Below are 18,832 nucleotides of genomic sequence, written 5' to 3'. Positions count from 1 at the left end.
TGCGGTTTGAGGAGACTGTAAATGACAGTGCATGATGTTTCGCTCGATGACAAATTTGACCTGACAAAGGACCGGATTTTTGTCACCGGATCGCAGGCTGTTGTTCGCATGTTGATGATGCAGCATGAGCGGGACCGTCTTGCCGGCCTCAACACAGCGGGCTTCGTGTCAGGCTACCGCGGTTCTCCGCTTGGTGGTCTGGACCAGCAGATCATGCGTGCCGAGAGATCCCTTAAAGGTCGAAACATTGTCTTTCAGCCTGGCCTGAACGAGGAACTGGCTGCGACAGCATGCTGGGGGACGCAGCAATCGGGTCTGGACGGCACCGGCAAGTATGATGGGGTGTTTTCCCTTTGGTACGGCAAGGGACCCGGCGTTGATCGTTCGGGAGATGTGTTTCGCCATGCCAACCTGGCCGGATCGTCTCGGCATGGAGGTGTGCTTGCGCTGATGGGGGATGATCATACGGCGGAAAGCTCCACCAACGCCCACCAGACCGAATTCAATTTCATCGACACCATGATCCCTATCCTCAATCCGGCCGGCGTGCAGGAGATGATCGACTACGGGCTTCATGGGTTCGCTATGTCCCGGTTTGCCGGAACGTGGGCGGCGCTCAAATGCGTCAAGGATAATGTCGAGTCCACAGCCTCGGTTGATGCGGGGATCGATCGTCTGAAGATCATCCTGCCTGAATTCGCAATGCCGCCGGGTGGGCTCAATATCCGCGCCAATGATCTTGATTTTCTTGGTCAGGAAATGCGACTTCACGAGTTCAAGCGCGATGCCGCGAGCGCCTATATCAGGGCAAACGGGCTTAACCGGATCATCTATACCGGTGGCGCCAACGCCAAGATCGGCATCCTGACGGTTGGCAAGAACTACCTGGATGTGCGTCAGGCTCTTGATGACCTGGGAATTGATGAGGCGCGCGCCAACCAGATTGGTGTCCGGTTGTTCAAGGTTGCCTGCCCATGGCCATTCGATCTGCCTGACATGGTCGAATTTGTCGAAGGCCTCGACATGGTGATTGTGGTCGAGGAAAAGCGCTCGCTGCTGGAAAGCCAGTTGCGGGAAGCGCTTTACGGCGCGGCGCGGCAGCCCATGGTGGTGGGCAAGCGCGACGAGCGCGGCGACTGGCTTTTCCCGGTCAAGGGTGCGCTTGATCCCAATGACATTGCCGTTGCGGTCGGCGAGCGTGTGCTCAAGGTCATTGGATATGCGGAGGACATCGACGCAAAGGTCAAACGCATCCGTCAGTTCCAGAGCATGCTGGCAAGTGTGTCGGATGTGGCCTCTCGCACCCCTTACTTCTGTTCAGGCTGCCCGCACAATACTTCGACCAAGGTTCCTGAAGGCTCAGTCGCGGCCGCGGGTATCGGGTGCCATTTCATGTCACTCTGGATGGACCGCGATACCACGGGGTTCACCCAGATGGGGGGCGAGGGTGCGCAATGGGTGGGGCAGGCGCCCTTTACAACGCGCGATCACATTTTCCAGAACCTGGGTGATGGTACCTACAACCATTCAGGTGTTCTGGCGTTGCGCTTTGCCATCGCATCGGGTGCGAACATCACCTACAAGATCCTCTATAATGACGCTGTTGCGATGACAGGCGGGCAAACGCACGAAGGCGGTCTCACTGCCGACGCCATCGCGCGGCAGGTTCGTGCCGAAGGGGTCGAGCGGATTGCGCTGGTCAGTGATGATCCGGACCGGTATCCGGCAGGCACAGCCTGGCCACCATCAATGAGCATCAGTCATCGTTCGGATCTGGACGCCGTGCAGCGTGAATTGCGCGAGGTGCCGGGTGTTACGGTTCTGATCTATGATCAGACCTGCGCCGCTGAAAAGCGCCGCCGCAGAAAGCGTGGCACCTACCCTGATCCCGACAAGCGGGTGATCATCAATGAACTGGTGTGCGAAGGCTGCGGGGATTGTGGCGTCAAGTCGAATTGCGTTTCGATCCAGCCCGTCGAAACCGAATTCGGGCGCAAGCGCAAGATCGATCAATCCGGCTGCAACAAGGATTTCTCCTGCATAGAAGGTTTCTGTCCGTCGTTCGTGACCGTTCATGGCGGGCGCATTCGGAAAGCCGACAGCTCGGTGCTCAAGTCAGCGCCAGACCCCTTGGTTGGTCTGCCGGACCCGGTCATTGCCTCGCTCGATCAGGGCTGGGCGTCGATCATTGACGGTGTCGGTGGAACCGGTGTCGTCACGATCGGTGCTATTCTGGGAATGGCGGCGCATCTTGAGGGCAAGGGCTGCGGCATGATCGACATGGCCGGCCTTGCACAAAAAGGCGGCGCGGTGTTTTCACATGTGCGCATTGCCCACAAGCCTGAAGACATTCATGCAATTCGTATTTCAGCCGGCAAGGCTGACCTCGTGCTTGGATGCGACCTGGTGGTTTCAGGCTCAAGGAAAGTGCTTACTTCAGTGCGTGAGGGTGAAACCGCATTCCTGGTCAATACCAGCGAAGTCATGCCGGGTGATTTCACCCGCAATGCAGACTTTTCATTGCCAACGGAGCGGATCAAGCGGGCAATCGTCAAGGCGGCCGGGACCGAGCAGACCAGCTTCTTCAACGCTACACTTGCGGCCACTCGCTTGTTCGGCAATGCGATTGCGGCCAACATGTTCATGCTTGGAATGGCATCCCAAAGGGGCGCATTGCCGCTCACGCCGGACTCTGTCGAGGAAGCTATCCGGCTCAACGGGCAATCCGTGACCATGAACATCGCCGCCTTCAGGTGGGGCAGGAAAGCAGGCCACGATCCAAAGTCTGTCGAGGTTCTTGTGTCGGCTCAGCTGGCGGAAGCCGACAAAGTGGCCGAGGAAACGGTTGCCGAAATCATCGATCGCCGCGCGGAATTCCTGGAGGGTTATCAGAACAAGGGCTGGGCTTCCAGGTACCGGGAAACACTGAAGCCGCTTGTTGAAGCTGAAGAACTTGCGTCTGGCGCTGCTGGTCCGGTGTCTGCCGCCGCTGCGCGGTCATTGTTCAAATTGATGGCTATCAAGGATGAATACGAAGTGGCTCGGCTCTACAGCGACGGCAGCTTCAAGCGGCAGCTCGGCAAACAGTTCGAGAGCTATGACAAGCTGGAATATCACATGGCCCCGCCTGTCTTGGGACGCAAGGATGGCAATGGGCATCCACGGAAATCGTCATTTGGTCGCGGAATGGCGGCACTATTTCCGGTGCTCTCAGCTCTCAAGGGCTTGCGTGGCACACCATTGGACCTGTTTGGTTATAGTGCAGAGCGACGTTTGGAGCGCCAGATTCTGGCCGGATTCATTGATGAACTGGAGCAAATGAGCAGCGTTCTGCGAGAGGAAAATGCTAGCAAAGCTGCAGTATTTCTTTCATATCCTTTGAAGATAAAAGGTTACGGCCATGTAAAGAAGAGAAATTACGAAGTTGTTTTTCCTGAAAAGGAAATCATTAAGTATGAAATACTTCATGGCGATGCGGGGCAATTCGCCGTTGCCGCTGAATAACGCAGTGCATCAATTAGAATAGCCTAATTTCGGGTTTGCTGATCTGGATTATGGATCTGCGGTTTGTTGAAAATGTTGACCGAAACAGTGCAGTATAAATGTGTTCTTAATTTCCGTCTGGTACGTTGCTGTCTCAGATTCAGGGATACGTGTTCATGCCGTCCGCAGACAACACAACATTCGCAGACGAAGTCCGTCTGTCATTCGTAGCCTCGCTTTATCAGAAACGGGGTACGCTTGCCGCTGGCATGGTGGCGCATCTCGTCACCACACTGGCGATCTATCTGCGCATTGATGATCCTTTTTATCTCTATGCTGCTGTTGCCCTTTTTGCGACCTGGGTTTTCCGGAACCTGGATATGCTGGCGTTCGACCGGTTGGATAAGTCCAGTTTCAAGCTGAAGGACACATTGCGCTGGGAAAGGCGTTATGTAGCTGGTTCGCTGGTAGCGGCCTTCTTGCTCGGCACCATCTGCGGACACGCACTTGTCGTGGCCCAGGATCCGTTTGCAGAGCTTGTAACAATTTCAGTGACTTTGGCGACCATGATCTCTGTGGTCGGGCGCAACTTCGGCTCACGATTGAATGTCGACATGATCATTCTGGCGGCATGCGTGCCGATAATGGCCGGGCTGGTGATGGCGCGCGATCCGTACATGAGCCTGATGGCGGTGCTCTTGCTGCCGCTGTTTCTGACAACGCGATCAATGGCAAATGGTGTTCGCGATTTTCTGTTCAATTCCGTGACTGCCGAGCGGAAAACCGCCGAGCTCGCCGAGCGGTTTGACACTGCCCTCAACAACATGTCGCATGGGCTATTCATGCTCGATGGAGATGGGCGCATAGAGGTCGCCAACCGGAAGGCACGTGAGTTCTTCAGCATCGAGAAGACGACCGACCTCACTGGGCGTGCACTGAAAGCTGCTCTAAGGCTTGGTACGCGAAACGGCGTCATCGCGAAGGAAAACTTTGGACAGATAAGTCAGCATCTCGACAGTCTCATCAGTGGCTGTGATGACCGCGCACTGGTCCGTTTTGACAAGAACACCTGGCTGGAGTTCAGCGCCCGTTACCGTGGTGAAAAGGGTGTGGTATTGATTTTTGAAGATGTGTCGGAACGCATCCAGTCTGAAAAGCGCATCCTGCATATGGCGCGCTTTGATAATTTGACCAATCTGCCCAACCGCTCATGGTTCAATGAAGTCTTAGGGATGAAGATCGCCAGCGCCAAGCCCGATCAGAAACTGGCGCTTGCGGTTCTCGATATTGATGACTTCAAACACGTCAATGACACAATGGGCCACGTCAATGGCGACAAGTTGCTGAATGCGATCGCCAACCGGCTTCGTTCACTTTCGCGGCAGAAATTCATTGTTTCACGCTTTGGCGGTGATGAATTTGTGCTGTTCTTGCCGTCTATCGACGACATTGATGACCTGCACGCAACCATGGATTATGTGATCGACACATTGCGGGGCACCTACATTATCGATGGCCACAAACTGTTTATCAGTTTGTCCGGCGGGGTCGTGATGTCTACGGTTGCCCGAGTTCAGGTCGAAGAGATGCATATCCAGGCTGATCTTGCCCTGTATGAAGCAAAGCGCCGCGACAAGAACCGCTGGACCCTGTTTGAGGCGTCCATGGATCAGCGGTATTCCGAACGGCAGGGAATGAAGGCGGCGCTTCGCGAGGCAATCCGGACGGGTGCCATGGACTTGTACTATCAGCCCATGTTCAACCCCCAAGGCACCCGGATTGTCGGCGCTGAAGCTCTTTCGCGCTGGATTCATCCGGAGCTTGGACCCGTCTCACCGGCTGTCTATATTCCTCTGGCCGAGGAAATGGGAATAATCAGTGAGCTTACTCGATGCGTTATTGATCGCGCAGTTCAGGATTCGGTCAATTGGCCTGGAAACCTGCAGGTATCGGTCAATCTTTCGGCTCACGATCTCAATGACCGGGCAATCATCTCTGTGATTGCCGACGCGCTTGATCGCGCCAATCTGGCACCTGACAGACTGCAATTGGAAATTACCGAGAGCGGTCTCATGAATGATCTCAAGACGGCCCGGGAGATCCTGACAGAACTCAGGTCGATGGGCATGTCAATTGCCATTGACGACTTCGGCACAGGCTACTCCAGCTTGAGTTATCTCGACATGTTGCCGCTCAACAAGGTCAAGATCGACCGGTCCTTTGTCCGTGACCTGACCAAGGAGCCGAAAAAAATGAAGCTTCTACGCGGTGTCGTCCATCTGGCGCGTGAGCTTGGCCTTGAGGTTGTTGTCGAGGGTGTCGAGACTGAAGACCAGCTTGCCATGATCCGCGAGAACAATTGTGCCGACATCATCCAGGGATATATCTTTGGAATGCCAATGACCCACGGCTCCTTCATAGAGCTGGCAAACAAGCTTTCCGGCAATCCAAGAAGGCTAAGCGTAGTCGGTCGAGCCAGCCAGACGACACAGTCGGGCAACTGATAGGCAACGCTTGCCGCATTCTTGCAGGCGGCTGATTTTGGTGCGAATTTTGGACCGCAAGCCTCCCGAACCTGACGGTGAATTCTCCCGGGCGCTTTCTCATAGTGCCTTTGTTTTTGTTTCCGAATTTAAGAGTTCGTTAACCTTAATAGACAGTTAACCAGCCTTTACGGCAGCCTTCGATTGATTAAGGAAATTTTAACGATAAGCTCTCGGCATACATCACGCTGGAGACTTGTCATCGATGACCAACGCCGATCAAGGCGAAATAAAAGGGTTTAGCGCAGGCGTGATGCGCTTTCTCGAGAGTATTGAGTATCGCCGTATCGATAACGCGGACGATCTCGAGGATGTTGCCCGTATTCGCTACAATGCCTTCACGATGGTTGGCTTGGCGCCGCAAAACGGTTCGCTCTTGATTGATGAGCTTGATTTCAAGCCGAATGCCCATGTGATGGGCGTGTTTTTCGATGAGCAACTTGTGTCCACCATCCGGGTGCATCATGTTACCGCTGCCCAGCGCGACAGCGTGGCGGTTGCGCATTTCGCCGATGTCATGAACCCGCTGCTGGACGCCGGAAAAACATTTATAGATCCGGTGAGATTTGCCGCCGATCCGAAAATCATGCGTGAATATCCGGCTCTGCCGTATCTGACCTTGCGCGTGGCGACGATGGCAACGGTCTATTTCGACGTGGACTATTGCCTTTCGGTGATCAAGCCGAACCACCGCGCATTCTACAAAAGGGTTTTCAATTCGATCGAGCTGACAGAGCCGCGCTACTTTGAACGATATGATAGCAATATCGAACTTCATGGCGCGGACGCACACGAGCTGAAGAGAACATTGTTCGAGCGCTATCCGTTCTTTCGTTCGCAGCCTCATGAGCGCAGAATGATGTTCGCGCCGCGTGAAGTCCTTGGCCTGACGCCGTTGACGATTCTTCCCACCGCGAGATACGCAGTAGAACGCGCGCGCTGACGGTTATGCCCGTTCAAATGCCTGCGCTGCTCTTTGGAAAATGGGCTTTAAAAGGCTGATTCATGATCTTGCCGGTCGGTTTTGTCGTCGACCTGTGACCTGATGTCCATTGCACATTGGCCGGGGTTTGTGTAATCCGTTCATGAATTGCAAATTGGGGAGCTACAGTATGGCTGAACAGATGAACGGTCCTGTCGAAACCGGTGCTGCTATGGACTATTCCGAGCACGACAAAACCTACTCGATGTTTCTTGCCGGTGCGAAATATGGAACGATTGCGGTCGTATCCCTGCTGATCGCCATGGCGGTGTACTTCTTTACAGGCGCAGGCGCAATTACCGGGCTCCTGACGTTTCTTATTCTGAGCATCGGCGGCAGCATTCTCGCCCGTTGAAACGTTCGCCGCGTGTTTGTTTCGGATCTTTCCTGATCTGTCTCGACTCGTCTCATCCTGTTTGTCAGAGGAGGGGCTCTCGTGGGCGCCATCGTTTTTATAGCTAAAGAGTCCGATTCGCTTGAATCACGCGTCGCCGCTTCGCCGGAGACTGTGAAGAAGATGACTGCGCTCGGTCTTGACGTCATTGTCCAGAAGGGCGCCGGAGAGAAATCGCGGATTGCCGATGCGGATTTTGTTTCCGCCGGGGCGAAAGCCGGTACCGCCGCTGATGCCAAGAAGGCAGACGTTGTGCTTCGTGTGCGACGCCCATCGGAGACAGAAATCAAGTCTCTCAAATCGGGCGCCATTGTGCTTGCACAGATGGATCCGTATGGCAATGAGAAGGCTCTTGAAGCACTTGCCAAGGCTGGCGTGACGGCATTCGCTATGGAGCTGATGCCGCGTATTACGCGTGCGCAGTCAATGGACGTGTTGTCATCGCAGGCGAACCTTGCTGGATATCAGGCAGTGATCGAAGCCGCGCACACTTTTGATCGTGCGATGCCGATGATGATGACCGCAGCAGGCACTGTGCCGGCCGCCAAGGTGTTCGTGATGGGAGCCGGTGTTGCCGGCTTGCAGGCGATTGCGACTGCACGGCGGCTCGGTGCTGCAGTTTCGGCAACCGATGTGCGCCCGGCGGCCAAGGAGCAGGTTGCCTCGCTCGGTGCCAAGTTCATTGCGGTTGAAGACGACGAGTTCAAGGCAGCCGAGACTTCTGGCGGTTACGCCAAGGAAATGTCGAAGGAATACCAGGCCAAACAGGCTGCACTGGTGGCAGATCATATTTCCAAGCAGGATATCGTGATCACCACAGCGCTTATTCCCGGACGGCCCGCGCCCAAGCTGATTTCGAAAGACATGCTCAAAAGCATGCGTCTGGGATCAGTTGCGGTCGACCTTGCGGTTGAGCGCGGAGGCAATGTCGAAGGCTCCAAAGCTGGGGAAACTGTCACCGTCGATGGCGTGAGCGTGATCGGTCTTCTCAATATGCCGGGTCAGATCGCGGCAAGCGCCTCGCTGCTTTATGCCAAGAACCTTTTGACCTTCCTCGACACCATGATCGACAAGGAAACCAAGACGGTTTCGGTCAATCTCGAGGATGAGCTGGTCAAGGCGACAGCGCTGACCCATGGTGGCGCAGTTGTTCATCCCGCATTTGGCGGCGAAAAAAGCAAGGGAGCAGCGTGATGGCAGGGTCCGTACTCGATAACGCTCTTGAAAATCTCGAGCAAGCAGTCAGTGCAGTCCGTGCGGCTGCGGAAAACGCCGGACCAGCGGGTGACGGCGTCGCAGCGGCGGTTCATGTCGCCAGCGGCGGGGCGATCGACCCGTTCGTTTTCCGGCTTGCGATCTTCGTACTTGCAATCTTTGTTGGCTACTACGTGGTCTGGTCGGTGACGCCGGCTCTGCACACGCCGCTGATGGCGGTAACCAACGCGATTTCTTCGGTCATCGTTGTGGGTGCGCTGCTTGCGGTCGGTGCGTCGCTTTCAGGCTGGGCGACCGGTTTTGGTTTCGTTGCGCTGGTACTGGCATCGGTCAATATTTTTGGCGGATTCCTCGTCACCCAGCGAATGCTGGCCATGTACAAGAAAAAAGAGAAGTGAGGGCCGGCTGATGTCAGAGAATTTTGCCGCATTCGCCTACCTCGTTTCGGGCGTTCTTTTCATCATGGCTCTACGGGGTCTTTCGCATCCTACCACCAGCCGACAGGGTAACACTTACGGCATGGCCGGCATGGCGATTGCCATTGTCACGACCTTGCTGCTCGCCAAACCTTCGGCCAGCGGATTGGCAATGATTGTTGCGGGCCTCGCAATTGGTGGCGGCGCGGGCGCATACATCGCGCGCATGATCGCGATGACCTCGATGCCGCAGCTGGTTGCCGGCTTCCACAGCCTGGTCGGTCTTGCCGCCGTTCTTGTGGCGGCAGCTGCACTTTATTCGCCGCATGCCTTCGGGATTGGCGAAGTTGGCGAGATCCACGCGCAGGCGCTGATAGAAATGTCGCTGGGCGTCGCAATTGGCGCCATTACATTCACCGGATCGATCATCGCATTTCTCAAGCTCGATGGCCGGATGTCGGGCAAGCCGATCATGCTGCCCATGCGGCATTTCATCAATGCCGCCCTGCTCATCGGCATCGTTGTTCTGATCGGTGTCCTTGTGGCTACAGAAAGCTACACGGTGTTCTGGCTGGTTGTCGTCCTGTCGCTGGCGCTCGGCGTATTGCTGATCGTTCCAATCGGCGGCGCCGACATGCCTGTTGTGGTGTCGATGCTCAATTCCTATTCAGGTTGGGCGGCGGCTGGCATCGGTTTCACGCTTGGCAACCTCGCGCTGATTATCACTGGTGCACTGGTTGGCTCGTCTGGCGCCATCCTGTCCTACATCATGTGCAAGGGCATGAACCGCTCCTTCATCTCGGTGATTCTGGGCGGCTTTGGCGGTGAAACTGCTGCTGCTGGCAGCGACGATATCGACCGCAGCGTCAAGCTTGGTTCGGCTGATGACGCGGCCTTCCTGATGTCCAATGCCTCCAAGGTCATTATCGTTCCGGGCTACGGCATGGCGGTTGCCCAGGCGCAGCACGCCACGCGGGAACTGGCCGACAAGCTCAAGGAACAGGGTGTCGAGGTCAAGTACGCCATTCACCCGGTGGCCGGCCGTATGCCTGGCCACATGAATGTTCTGCTGGCCGAGGCCAATGTGCCTTATGACGAGGTCTTCGAGCTCGAGGACATCAACTCGGAGTTCGCCCAGGCTGATGTCGCCTATGTAATTGGCGCCAATGACGTGACCAACCCATCGGCGCGCGATGACAAGTCGTCTCCGATCTATGGCATGCCGATCCTGGATGTCGACAAGGCTCGCACATGCCTTTTCGTCAAGCGCTCGCTGGGATCGGGTTACGCCGGTATCGACAATACGCTGTTCTACAAGGACAGCACGATGATGCTGCTTGGCGACGCAAAGAAAATGACTGACGACATCGTCAAGGCAATGGATGATTGATTGCATCGCAATCTGCTACGAAAAAAGGCCCGGATAACTTCCGGGCCTTTCCTTTGTTAGTTTGTCTAAATCAGTCTGCAGTCGATCGCAACTGAAGCTCTGCAACGCCAACGGCGACATTGACGCCTTCCTGAGCCTGAACACTGACTGGCTGCAGCGAGAATGTCTGATCAGATCCGCCAACCAGCACGTTCACACCAGCGCCAGCTGCAGCTGTCGCTTCGGCAGAGACGCCGCGGTAGTCGCCTGAAAGCGAACCAGGCTGATATTCATAGTCGGTGGTTGGTGCAAGGACGACCCATTCGATCAGCGTCGTGCCGGTCACACCAATGTCGATACCGAACTTGTTGATAACGCCGAAATAGGCTTCCTTGGCAGCGCTTTCATTGGCCGGTGTGTATTCACACGACAGATCCTTGGAGGAGCCGAAGATGAAGCCGGTTCCGCCTTCGACAACACACTCAAGCAGGCCGAGCTCTACACTATCTGCCTGGGACGGCACTGTCGCTGTGCCGAATGATGCCGTTGCGATAAGCGCGGCGGCGACTGAAATTTTTGTTTTCCCGATCATTTTGAACTCACTTTTCCAGTTGTTGATTCGCCATGACAACGTGCTGGCGCTTCAATTGTTCCGTATTGGAAAAGGTCGGTGATTCAGTTGATGGACAGGGGCTGCCATGGCCAATTGAAATTGGCTCGTCCCGACGGGTTCGAAAGATGGCAAACCGGGCCATCTCGAAGTGCCTAGATAAAGATGACCTTGGAAGAGCCCGCAGGCTTAAGGGGATCAGCGGACGCGGGCGAGCCCATCAACCGCGGGACGGTACTTGGGGTCGAGCTGTGTTGCGCGTGCATAGGACTTTGCTGCGCGTGCCTTTTCGCCGCGGCGCTCATAGATCAGGGCTTGATTGGCCCAGGATTCGGCCACCTTTTGATCCAGTTCAATGGCGCGGTTGAAATCCGCAAAGGCGTTGTCATCATCGTTCAGCGCAACGTAGGAAATACCACGGCCATTGTAAGGCTCTGGCGAATTGGGAGCCAGCGATATGGAGGCCGAGAAATCCTCGATTGCCTGCGGATGCTGACCGCGCAATTGCTTGAGCAGGCCGCGATTGTGGTAGGCACGCGGGTCGGTTGTCTGAAGACTGATGGCGCGATTGAAATCAGTCATCGCCTCATTCGTCCTGCCTGCCTGACGGTAGAGGTTGCCGCGGCCGATGTAGGCCACATCGTAGCGAGGATTGATCTTCAACGCACGATTGTAGTCGTTTGCGGCTTCGGTCAGATTGCCCATCGATCTGTGGATCAGGGCACGGTTGGCGTAGGCCTGATAGAATGACGGGTTAAGCTGGACCGCGCGGTTGAAATCCTCAAGTGCATTGCGGAACTGCCCGGACCGTCCATAGGCCGATCCGCGTACATTGTAGCCCTCGGGATTGCTGGGGTTTCGCTGAATCACCTCGGTGAGCGAGGAAATGTTTTCTTCAGTGCCCTGGGTGCGGTCGATGGAAATCGTGTCGACAGGCGTTGTTGTGCTGCAGCCTGCGACTGAAATCGTAATGGCGGACAGCGCAGCCATCAAAGCCAAACGAGCCTTGGGTGTAGCCCTTTGTTTTGTTTCCATGACTGAAATCAAACGCATCGCGTATGCCCCATTTGCTCGCCCGGGATATACCCGGCCCACTACACTGAAAAAGGCGGAGACGAATTTTCGTCCCCGCCTCTTATCCATGCAACCCCAAAAGGGCGAAAAAACGGCTAAATCAGCGAGCAGGTGCCGCAGGGCGGCCGCCACCGATAAGACCTTCGCGCTGAGCCCGCTTGCGGGCCAGCTTGCGGACGCGGCGAACGGCTTCGGCCTTTTCGCGCGCACGCTTCTGCGATGGCTTCTCGTAAAAATCACGCATCTTCATTTCACGGAAAATGCCTTCACGCTGCATTTTCTTCTTGAGAGCGCGGAGCGCCTGATCGACATTGTTATCGCGGACAAGTACCTGCACGTTAATCCCGTTCCTTCGATTTTCGGTTGGCTGAAGCAACCCTGGCAAACAAAAATCCCATTCGTTCGGCCATGGGCGTTACGATTGATTGGGCAAATACCAGTTTCACAGCCCGAAGTCCAGTCCTTGGCAACTTGACAATCGGTACTGTGAGGTATTTTTCCTTCACGGCACGGGCTGCCTGTTTTATTGCATCAATTGATCAGGTGATGCGACAAAACGCACTGCGACATTCATGGCCGCCCGGGAGTCGCAAAAGAGCCGATGCGGAGCCGACTAATTTGCTCTTGCTGAGACGAAACATACCTAACCCGTTTGGAGCCAGACCGCCATGCGCAAGTACTCCGCTTTTGCCGTTGCCCGTGAGGCAATGCGTGGCCACAAGGGCTGGCCCGCGCAATGGACTTCGCCCGAGCCGCGAAAAAACTATGACGTGATCATCGTTGGCGCCGGTGGGCATGGTCTTGGTACGGCCTACTATCTCGCCAAGGAGCATGGCATCACCAATATCGCGGTGATCGAAAAGGGCTGGCTTGGCGGCGGTAACACAGGCCGCAACACCACCATTATCCGGTCCAACTATCTCTATGACGAGAGCGCCGGGCTGTATGACCATGCGCTCAAGCTCTGGGATGGGCTGTCGCAGGACCTCAATTACAACGTGATGTACTCGGCGCGTGGCGTGATGATGCTGGCGCACAATGTTCATGACACGCAGGTGTTCAAGCGACACATCCATGCCAACCGTCTCAATGGCATCGACAATGAATGGCTGACGCCCGAGCAGGCGAAGGACTTCTGCCCGCCGCTCAACATTCACCAGTCGGCGCGCTATCCGGTTGTTGGTGCAGCATTGCAGCGCCGCGGCGGCACGGCCCGTCACGATGCTGTGGCCTGGGGCTATGCGCGGGCTGCCGCCGACATGGGAGTTCACATTATCCAGAACTGCGAAGTCACCGGCGTGCGTCGTGCTGACGATGGATCGGTCTCCGGCGTTGATACAAGTCGTGGTTTCGTCGGTGCGAAAAAGGTCGGCGTTGTCGCTGCCGGTCATACGTCGGTGATCATGGAAATGGCGGGCGTTCGCATGCCGCTCGAGAGCTACCCGCTGCAGGCGCTGGTCTCCGAGCCGGTCAAGCCGATCTTTCCCTGCGTGGTAATGTCAAACACAGTGCATGCGTATATCTCGCAATCGGACAAGGGCGAACTGGTGATCGGTGCGGGGACGGACCAGTATACGTCCTATTCGCAGACCGGCGGGCTGCACATTCTCAGCCATACGCTCGATGCGATCTGCGAAATGTTCCCGATATTCACACGAATGAAGATGCTGCGCTCCTGGGGCGGCATCGTTGATGTCACGCCGGACCGGTCTCCGATCCTGTCGAAGACGCCGGTTAAGGGGCTCTATGTCAACTGCGGCTGGGGAACGGGCGGCTTCAAGGCAACGCCGGGGTCAGCCAATGTGTTCGCGCACACGATTGCGCGTGATGAGCCGCACAAGATCAACGCCCCGTTCAACCTTGACCGCTTCAAGACCGGGCGGCTGATCGATGAGGCCGCGGCTGCTGCCGTGGCGCATTAAGGCTTGAGTAAATGAGCGAACAATCCATCAATCTGGCCCAGAAGCTGTCGGAATTCACCGATCTTTGGTCTCCTAAGATCGTCGCGGGTTTTAATGGCCATGACGTGATGGTGGTCAAGGTGAATGGTGAATTCAACTGGCATTCTCATCCCGACACCGACGATCTGTTCCTGGTGCTTTCAGGACGGCTGATCATCCAGATGCGCGATGGTGATGTCGTTCTGGGACCAGGCGAGATGTATGTCGTGCCAAAGGGTGTCGAGCATTGTCCGCGCGCTGACGAAGAAACCCATCTCATCATCATCGAGCCTGCCGGCACTCCCAATACCGGCGATCCCGAAACCGCCGCTGTCAAAACCAAGATCTGACCAAGGACCAAGCGATGCTTCTGATCCATTGTCCCTACTGCCAGGAAGAACGGCCCGAGCTCGAGTTTCGCAACACGGGCGAGGCGCATATTGAACGGCCAAAAGATATCGCCGGGATTAGCGACGAGGAGTTCGAGACCTTCTTCTTCATTCGCACCAATCCGAAGGGCGTTACCTACGAGCGCTGGCGGCACATTCATGGCTGCGCCCGCTTTTTCAACGCGGTGCGTGACACTGTGAGCGACCGGTTCGTGACGACCTACAAGGCCGGGGAACCCCGGGTCGAAGTGGTTCGCGGCGACGATGGCCTGTTGCAGATCAAGGGAGCAGCACAATGAGCGGCGCGAACCGGATCAAGGGCAAAGGCAGGCTGACGCCGGCGAAGACCGTACGTTTCAATTTCGACGACAAGGTGCTGACCGCGGTTGAAGGCGATACGCTGGCGTCTGCGCTGATTGCCAACGGCATTCACCTGACTGGACGCTCCTTCAAGTACCACCGTCCGCGCGGCATGCTGTCGGCCGGTCCGGAAGAGCCCAATGCGCTGATGGATGTCGGCCGCGATGCGGCGCGCAGGACTCCCAATATCAGAGCCACGGTGCAGGAAGTCTTTGACGGCCTTGTCGCCAGATCACAGAACCGCTGGCCATCGCTGGCATTTGATGTTGGCGGGCTCAACAATCTCGCCTCGCCATACTTTGCTGCGGGCTTCTACTACAAGACCTTTATGTGGCCAAAAGCCGCCTGGAAGAAGGTCTATGAGCCGATCATTCGTGCTGCGGCGGGCCTTGGTGTCTCCCCAAGCGAACCGGATCCTGATCACTACGCCAATCATTTCGTCCATTGCGACGTTCTGGTGATCGGCGGCGGCGCTACCGGCCTTGCGGCAGCATTGGCCGCGGCGCATGCGGGAGCCGAGGTAATCCTTTGCGATGAACAGCCGGAAACCGGCGGTGCGTTTCACCACGAAACCGATGCAACGGTCGGCGGCCAATCGGGCTGGGACTGGGCGCAGGCGGTGACGGCTGAACTTCGGAACATGGACAATGTCCGGGTGCTGACGCGCACCACGGCATTCGGCTATCAGGCGCAAAATCATGTCGGCCTTGTCGAGCGGGTGACTGAGCATCTCGCCAATCCAGATTCTGCCTTGCCACGCGAACGGCTCTGGCAGGTTCGGGCCGGCCAGGTGATCATCGCCACCGGCGCGATAGAGCGGCATATGGTGTTTGCCAACAATGACCGTCCCGGCATCATGCTGGCATCGGCGGCGCGTGCCTATCTCAATCATTATGGTGTCGCGGTCGGCGCCAAGGTCGGCGTCTATACGGCCTGCGATTCGGCGTGGTCAGCGGCTTTTGATCTCAAGCAGGCGGGTGTTTCGGTTCCTGCAATCGTCGATGTGCGCTCTGATCCGAATCCGGCTCTTGTGGCGCGAGCCAATGAGCTCGGGATCGAGGTTCTGGCCGGGCAGGCGGTGCTCGATACGTCAGGCAAGCTGCGCGTCAAGTCGATGAAAGTCGGCAGGGCGTCTGGTGGGTCCACGCGTGACATCCCTGTTGATGCCCTGATCATGTCGTCGGGCTGGACTCCTTCGGTTCATCTGTATTCGCAGTCGCGCGGCAAGGTGGTCTGGGACGAGGAAAGCCTGCGCTTCCTGCCTGGCCGCAACGTGCAGGATTGCGTCAGCGTTGGTGCCTGCAATGGCATTGATGATCTGAGCGACGCGATTGCCGGTGCTGCGAAGGCTGGCCACGAGGCGGCGAAGGCTGCCGGCGTGAAAGGCAGCAAAGCATGGGTTGCGCCGGAGGCTGACACACAGACCTCCTGGGACGGAAGCATGATGGGCTCGGCCGGTGGCGCTGGAGCTGACACGACAGTCAAGGCTTTTGTCGATTTTCAGAACGATGTCACTGCCAAGGATATTCGGCTTGCCGTACGCGAAGGCATGCACTCGATCGAGCACGTCAAGCGTTTCACCACCAATGGCATGGCTACCGATCAGGGCAAGACGTCCAACATCCACGGACTGGCAATCGCTGCCGAGATGCTCGGCAAGCCATTGCCGCAGGTGGGCCTTACCACTTTCCGCTCGCCCTATACTCCGGTGACATTTGGCGCGATCGTCAATCATTCGCGTGGGTCACTGTTCGATCCAACCCGGCGGACACCGATGCACGGCTGGGAAGAAGCCCACGGCGCGGTGTTCGAGGATGTAGGTCAATGGAAGCGAGCCTGGTATTATCCGCGTGCGGGCGAAGACATGCATCAGGCCGTCAATCGCGAGTGCCGAACGGTGCGCGAGGCTGCAGGAATGTTCGATGCCTCGACGCTTGGCAAGATCGAAGTAGTTGGTCCCGATGCGGCACAGTTCCTCAATCTGCTCTACACCAACGGATGGGACAAGCTGGAACCGGGCCGTTGCAAATACGGCATCATGCTGCGCGAAGACGGCTTCATCTATGATGACGGCGTCGTCGGACGGCTGGCTGAAGACCGGTTTCATGTGACCACGACCACCGGCGGCGCGCCGCGGGTCATGCATCATATGGAAGACTATCTGCAGACCGAGTTTCCACATCTGAAAGTCTGGCTCACATCAACATCCGAACAATGGGCGGTGATCGCTGTCCAGGGGCCGAAGGCACGCGAGATCATTGCGCCGCTGGTGGAGGGCATCGATCTTTCCAATGAGGCGATGCCGCACATGAGCGTCCGCGAGGGCAAGATCTGCGGTGTGCCGACACGGCTGTTCCGGATGTCGTTCACCGGGGAGGCGGGCTACGAGGTCAATGTGCCTGCTGATTATGGCGCAGCTGTCTGGCAAGCGCTCTGGGAGCGGGCCCAGCCACTTGGTGCCTGTGCTTACGGTACCGAGGCCATGCACGTGCTTCGCGCCGAAAAGGGCTACATCATCGTCGGTCAGGACACCGATGGTACGGTGACGCCCGATGATGCCGGATTGAACTGGGCCGTGGCTAGAAAGAAGCCGGATTTTGTCGGCATCCGCGGCATGAAGCGCCCCGATCTGGTGGGAAGAGGTCGGAAGCAACTTGTTGGTCTTGCTACCAAGGATCCGAACATCGTTCTGGAAGAAGGCGCGCAGGTTGTCGCCGATCCAAACCAGACGGTGCCGATGACGATGATCGGGCATGTGACATCCTCCTACTGGTCGGAGAATTGCGGCCGGTCTATTGCCATGGGTGTGGTGGTTGACGGTCGGGCGCTCAAGGGCAAGACGCTCTATGTTCCAATGCCCGACAAGACGATCGAAGTCGAAGTCACCGATACTGTTTTCATCGACAAAGAGGGAGTGCGCCTCAATGGCTGATATCGCTCACGCCACCCGTATCGAACCTCTGGCCGGGCGTGTTGGCGGTGCAGCCGGCGTCGCCTTGGCACCAGCGGCTCCCGCAAACCGTGTTTCGCTGCGGGCGGATCCGAAGGATGCAAAGGCTCTTTCCAAAGCGCTTGGTCTTGAACTGCCGATGAGCCCGAAAACATCTGCGCGCAATGACAAGGGCAGGCTGGCAGCCTGGCTCGGACCTGACGAATGGCTGGTCATTGACGAGAATGGCAATCCGATGGCGGATCTGGCCAAAGTGAAGGTATTGCATTCAGCGGCTGATGTTTCCCACCGCAACACCGCAATTGTGGTCACCGGCAAGGGCGCTCGGTCCACATTGCAAAGCGGTTGCCCGCAGAACCTGAGCGACAAGGTCTTCCCGGTCGGTTCAGCTACCCGCACGGTGATGGGCAAAATCGAGGTGGTGATTATTCGAACCGGTGAAACAGAATTCCGTGTCGAATGCTGGCGCTCGTTTTCGGACTATGCTTTTGACATGCTGTCGGAAGCTGCGAGGGATTGCCTGGCGTAAGGGGCTGCAATCCAGCTGCAAGATTGGCTCCACAGGTGCAGTGTCACCCGTGGAGCCAGGTCTCAGTTGTCCACCCAGTCCTTGGGGTCGAACTGAATGATGGTCAGCCAGCTGGCTGTCATGGCAGGCTTTGTCCCGCCTTCAATTTCAATCGTCACATCAAAGGTCGTCATCATCCTGCCGGGACCGCGAAGCCGCGCTTCCTTGAGCACAAATCTCCCGCGGACGCGGCCATCGACAGGCACTGGTGCCATGAAGCGGATCTTGTTGAAGCCATAATTGATGCCAAAATTGTCTTCCCGCAGCCTCGGTACTGCATCGGCATGCATGGCCGACAGCATGGAAAGTGTCAGGAAGCCATGCGCGATGGTGCCACCGAACGGGGTTTCTGCCGCGCGCACGGGATCAACATGAATGAACTGGTGGTCGTCGGTGGCATCGGCAAAAACGTCAATCCGCGATTGTGGCATCTCCATCCATTTGGATACTCCGAGTTCGGTTCCGACGAGATCCTTGATCTCCGTTATTGAAATCACTCGCTGCACGTAAATCTCCCAGTTTCAAACGTGTACTCATTC

General features: G+C 56.8%; 16 protein-coding genes. 12 read left to right on the top strand and 4 right to left on the bottom strand.

What is annotated here, in order from left to right:
* Nucleotides 1–21: 21 nt before the first annotated feature.
* The 7 genes from WNZ14_RS00120 to WNZ14_RS00090 all read left to right on the top strand — a co-directional run bounded on the left by WNZ14_RS00120 (nt 22) and on the right by WNZ14_RS00090 (nt 10,423).
* Nucleotides 22–3,504, top strand: a complete 3,483-nt coding sequence (locus WNZ14_RS00120) for an indolepyruvate ferredoxin oxidoreductase family protein (protein ID WP_342866590.1) — start codon at nt 22–24, stop codon at nt 3,502–3,504.
* A 155-nt stretch (nt 3,505–3,659) separates the two neighbouring features.
* Complete coding sequence (locus WNZ14_RS00115; protein WP_342866589.1) at nt 3,660–5,987, top strand: EAL domain-containing protein; 2,328 nt, start codon at nt 3,660–3,662, stop codon at nt 5,985–5,987.
* A 244-nt stretch (nt 5,988–6,231) separates the two neighbouring features.
* A complete protein-coding gene (locus tag WNZ14_RS00110; RefSeq protein ID WP_342866588.1) occupies nt 6,232–6,969 on the top strand; it encodes an acetyltransferase in 738 nt (245 codons plus the stop codon).
* A 169-nt stretch (nt 6,970–7,138) separates the two neighbouring features.
* Nucleotides 7,139–7,363 carry an aa3-type cytochrome c oxidase subunit IV gene (locus WNZ14_RS00105; RefSeq protein ID WP_342866587.1) on the top strand — a complete coding sequence of 75 codons (225 nt, stop codon included), beginning with the start codon at nt 7,139–7,141 and terminating at the stop codon, nt 7,361–7,363.
* Between the two features lie 81 nt (nt 7,364–7,444).
* A complete protein-coding gene (locus WNZ14_RS00100) occupies nt 7,445–8,596 on the top strand; it encodes a Re/Si-specific NAD(P)(+) transhydrogenase subunit alpha (RefSeq protein WP_342866586.1) in 1,152 nt (383 codons plus the stop codon).
* Entirely contained in the window at nt 8,596–9,015 is a 420-nt protein-coding gene (locus tag WNZ14_RS00095) for an NAD(P) transhydrogenase subunit alpha (protein WP_342866585.1), read from the top strand. Before WNZ14_RS00100 ends, WNZ14_RS00095 begins: the two co-directional genes overlap by 1 nt.
* A gap of 10 nt (nt 9,016–9,025) precedes the next feature.
* Complete coding sequence (locus WNZ14_RS00090) at nt 9,026–10,423, top strand: NAD(P)(+) transhydrogenase (Re/Si-specific) subunit beta (protein WP_342866584.1); 1,398 nt, start codon at nt 9,026–9,028, stop codon at nt 10,421–10,423.
* A 70-nt stretch (nt 10,424–10,493) separates the two neighbouring features.
* Here the strand turns inward: WNZ14_RS00090 and WNZ14_RS00085 are convergent, their stop codons facing one another.
* The 3 genes from WNZ14_RS00085 to rpsU form a co-directional block, all read right to left on the bottom strand.
* Nucleotides 10,494–10,994, bottom strand: a complete 501-nt coding sequence (locus tag WNZ14_RS00085) for a DUF992 domain-containing protein (protein ID WP_342866583.1) — start codon at nt 10,992–10,994, stop codon at nt 10,494–10,496.
* 216 nt (nt 10,995–11,210) lie between these two features.
* Nucleotides 11,211–12,002, bottom strand: coding sequence for a tetratricopeptide repeat protein (locus WNZ14_RS00080; protein WP_342866582.1), 792 nt, complete (start codon nt 12,000–12,002; stop codon nt 11,211–11,213).
* Between the two features lie 184 nt (nt 12,003–12,186).
* Nucleotides 12,187–12,471: a 30S ribosomal protein S21 gene (gene rpsU / locus WNZ14_RS00075; protein ID WP_342866581.1), complete on the bottom strand. Its 285-nt coding sequence runs from the start codon at nt 12,469–12,471 to the stop codon at nt 12,187–12,189.
* A 283-nt stretch (nt 12,472–12,754) separates the two neighbouring features.
* Between rpsU and WNZ14_RS00070 the strand changes: the two genes are divergently transcribed.
* The 5 genes from WNZ14_RS00070 to WNZ14_RS00050 are packed head-to-tail and all read left to right on the top strand — an operon-like array spanning nt 12,755 to nt 18,254.
* The gene (locus tag WNZ14_RS00070) at nt 12,755–14,008 is read left to right on the top strand and encodes a sarcosine oxidase subunit beta (RefSeq protein ID WP_342866580.1); all 1,254 of its coding nucleotides are present in this window, start codon (nt 12,755–12,757) and stop codon (nt 14,006–14,008) included.
* A gap of 11 nt (nt 14,009–14,019) precedes the next feature.
* Complete coding sequence (locus tag WNZ14_RS00065) at nt 14,020–14,376, top strand: cupin domain-containing protein (protein WP_342866579.1); 357 nt, start codon at nt 14,020–14,022, stop codon at nt 14,374–14,376.
* A gap of 14 nt (nt 14,377–14,390) precedes the next feature.
* Nucleotides 14,391–14,714, top strand: coding sequence for a sarcosine oxidase subunit delta (locus WNZ14_RS00060; protein ID WP_342866578.1), 324 nt, complete (start codon nt 14,391–14,393; stop codon nt 14,712–14,714).
* Nucleotides 14,711–17,707 (top strand): sarcosine oxidase subunit alpha, encoded by a 2,997-nt coding sequence (locus WNZ14_RS00055; RefSeq protein WP_342866577.1) that lies wholly within the window; start codon nt 14,711–14,713, stop codon nt 17,705–17,707. Before WNZ14_RS00060 ends, WNZ14_RS00055 begins: the two co-directional genes overlap by 4 nt.
* Nucleotides 17,700–18,254: a sarcosine oxidase subunit gamma gene (locus tag WNZ14_RS00050; RefSeq protein ID WP_342866576.1), complete on the top strand. Its 555-nt coding sequence runs from the start codon at nt 17,700–17,702 to the stop codon at nt 18,252–18,254. Before WNZ14_RS00055 ends, WNZ14_RS00050 begins: the two co-directional genes overlap by 8 nt.
* Nucleotides 18,255–18,316: 62 nt before the next feature.
* On the opposite strand, the gene WNZ14_RS00045 is transcribed toward WNZ14_RS00050, so the two are convergent.
* Nucleotides 18,317–18,799 (bottom strand): MaoC family dehydratase, encoded by a 483-nt coding sequence (locus WNZ14_RS00045; RefSeq protein WP_342866575.1) that lies wholly within the window; start codon nt 18,797–18,799, stop codon nt 18,317–18,319.
* Nucleotides 18,800–18,832 lie beyond the last annotated feature (33 nt).

It is taken from the genome of Hoeflea sp. AS60 (assembly GCF_038900115.1).
Classification (GTDB): domain Bacteria; phylum Pseudomonadota; class Alphaproteobacteria; order Rhizobiales; family Rhizobiaceae; genus Hoeflea.
The sequence above is the reverse complement of the archived record's forward strand: the minus strand, read 5'-3'. Positions and strand labels throughout refer to the sequence as shown.

Bases quoted from the DNA above. Each gene is read 5' to 3' on its own strand.
- WNZ14_RS00120 (WP_342866590.1), top strand. From the start codon at position 22: ATGACAGTGCATGATGTTTCGCTCGATGACAAATTTGACCTGACAAAG.
- WNZ14_RS00115 (WP_342866589.1), top strand. From the start codon at position 3,660: ATGCCGTCCGCAGACAACACAACATTCGCAGACGAAGTCCGTCTGTCA.
- WNZ14_RS00110 (WP_342866588.1), top strand. From the start codon at position 6,232: ATGACCAACGCCGATCAAGGCGAAATAAAAGGGTTTAGCGCAGGCGTG.
- WNZ14_RS00105 (WP_342866587.1), top strand. From the start codon at position 7,139: ATGGCTGAACAGATGAACGGTCCTGTCGAAACCGGTGCTGCTATGGAC.
- WNZ14_RS00095 (WP_342866585.1), top strand. From the start codon at position 8,596: ATGGCAGGGTCCGTACTCGATAACGCTCTTGAAAATCTCGAGCAAGCA.
- WNZ14_RS00090 (WP_342866584.1), top strand. From the start codon at position 9,026: ATGTCAGAGAATTTTGCCGCATTCGCCTACCTCGTTTCGGGCGTTCTT.
- WNZ14_RS00085 (WP_342866583.1), bottom strand. From the start codon at position 10,994: ATGATCGGGAAAACAAAAATTTCAGTCGCCGCCGCGCTTATCGCAACG.
- WNZ14_RS00080 (WP_342866582.1), bottom strand. From the start codon at position 12,002: ATGGCTGCGCTGTCCGCCATTACGATTTCAGTCGCAGGCTGCAGCACA.
- WNZ14_RS00070 (WP_342866580.1), top strand. From the start codon at position 12,755: ATGCGCAAGTACTCCGCTTTTGCCGTTGCCCGTGAGGCAATGCGTGGC.
- WNZ14_RS00065 (WP_342866579.1), top strand. From the start codon at position 14,020: ATGAGCGAACAATCCATCAATCTGGCCCAGAAGCTGTCGGAATTCACC.
- WNZ14_RS00060 (WP_342866578.1), top strand. From the start codon at position 14,391: ATGCTTCTGATCCATTGTCCCTACTGCCAGGAAGAACGGCCCGAGCTC.
- WNZ14_RS00055 (WP_342866577.1), top strand. From the start codon at position 14,711: ATGAGCGGCGCGAACCGGATCAAGGGCAAAGGCAGGCTGACGCCGGCG.
- WNZ14_RS00050 (WP_342866576.1), top strand. From the start codon at position 17,700: ATGGCTGATATCGCTCACGCCACCCGTATCGAACCTCTGGCCGGGCGT.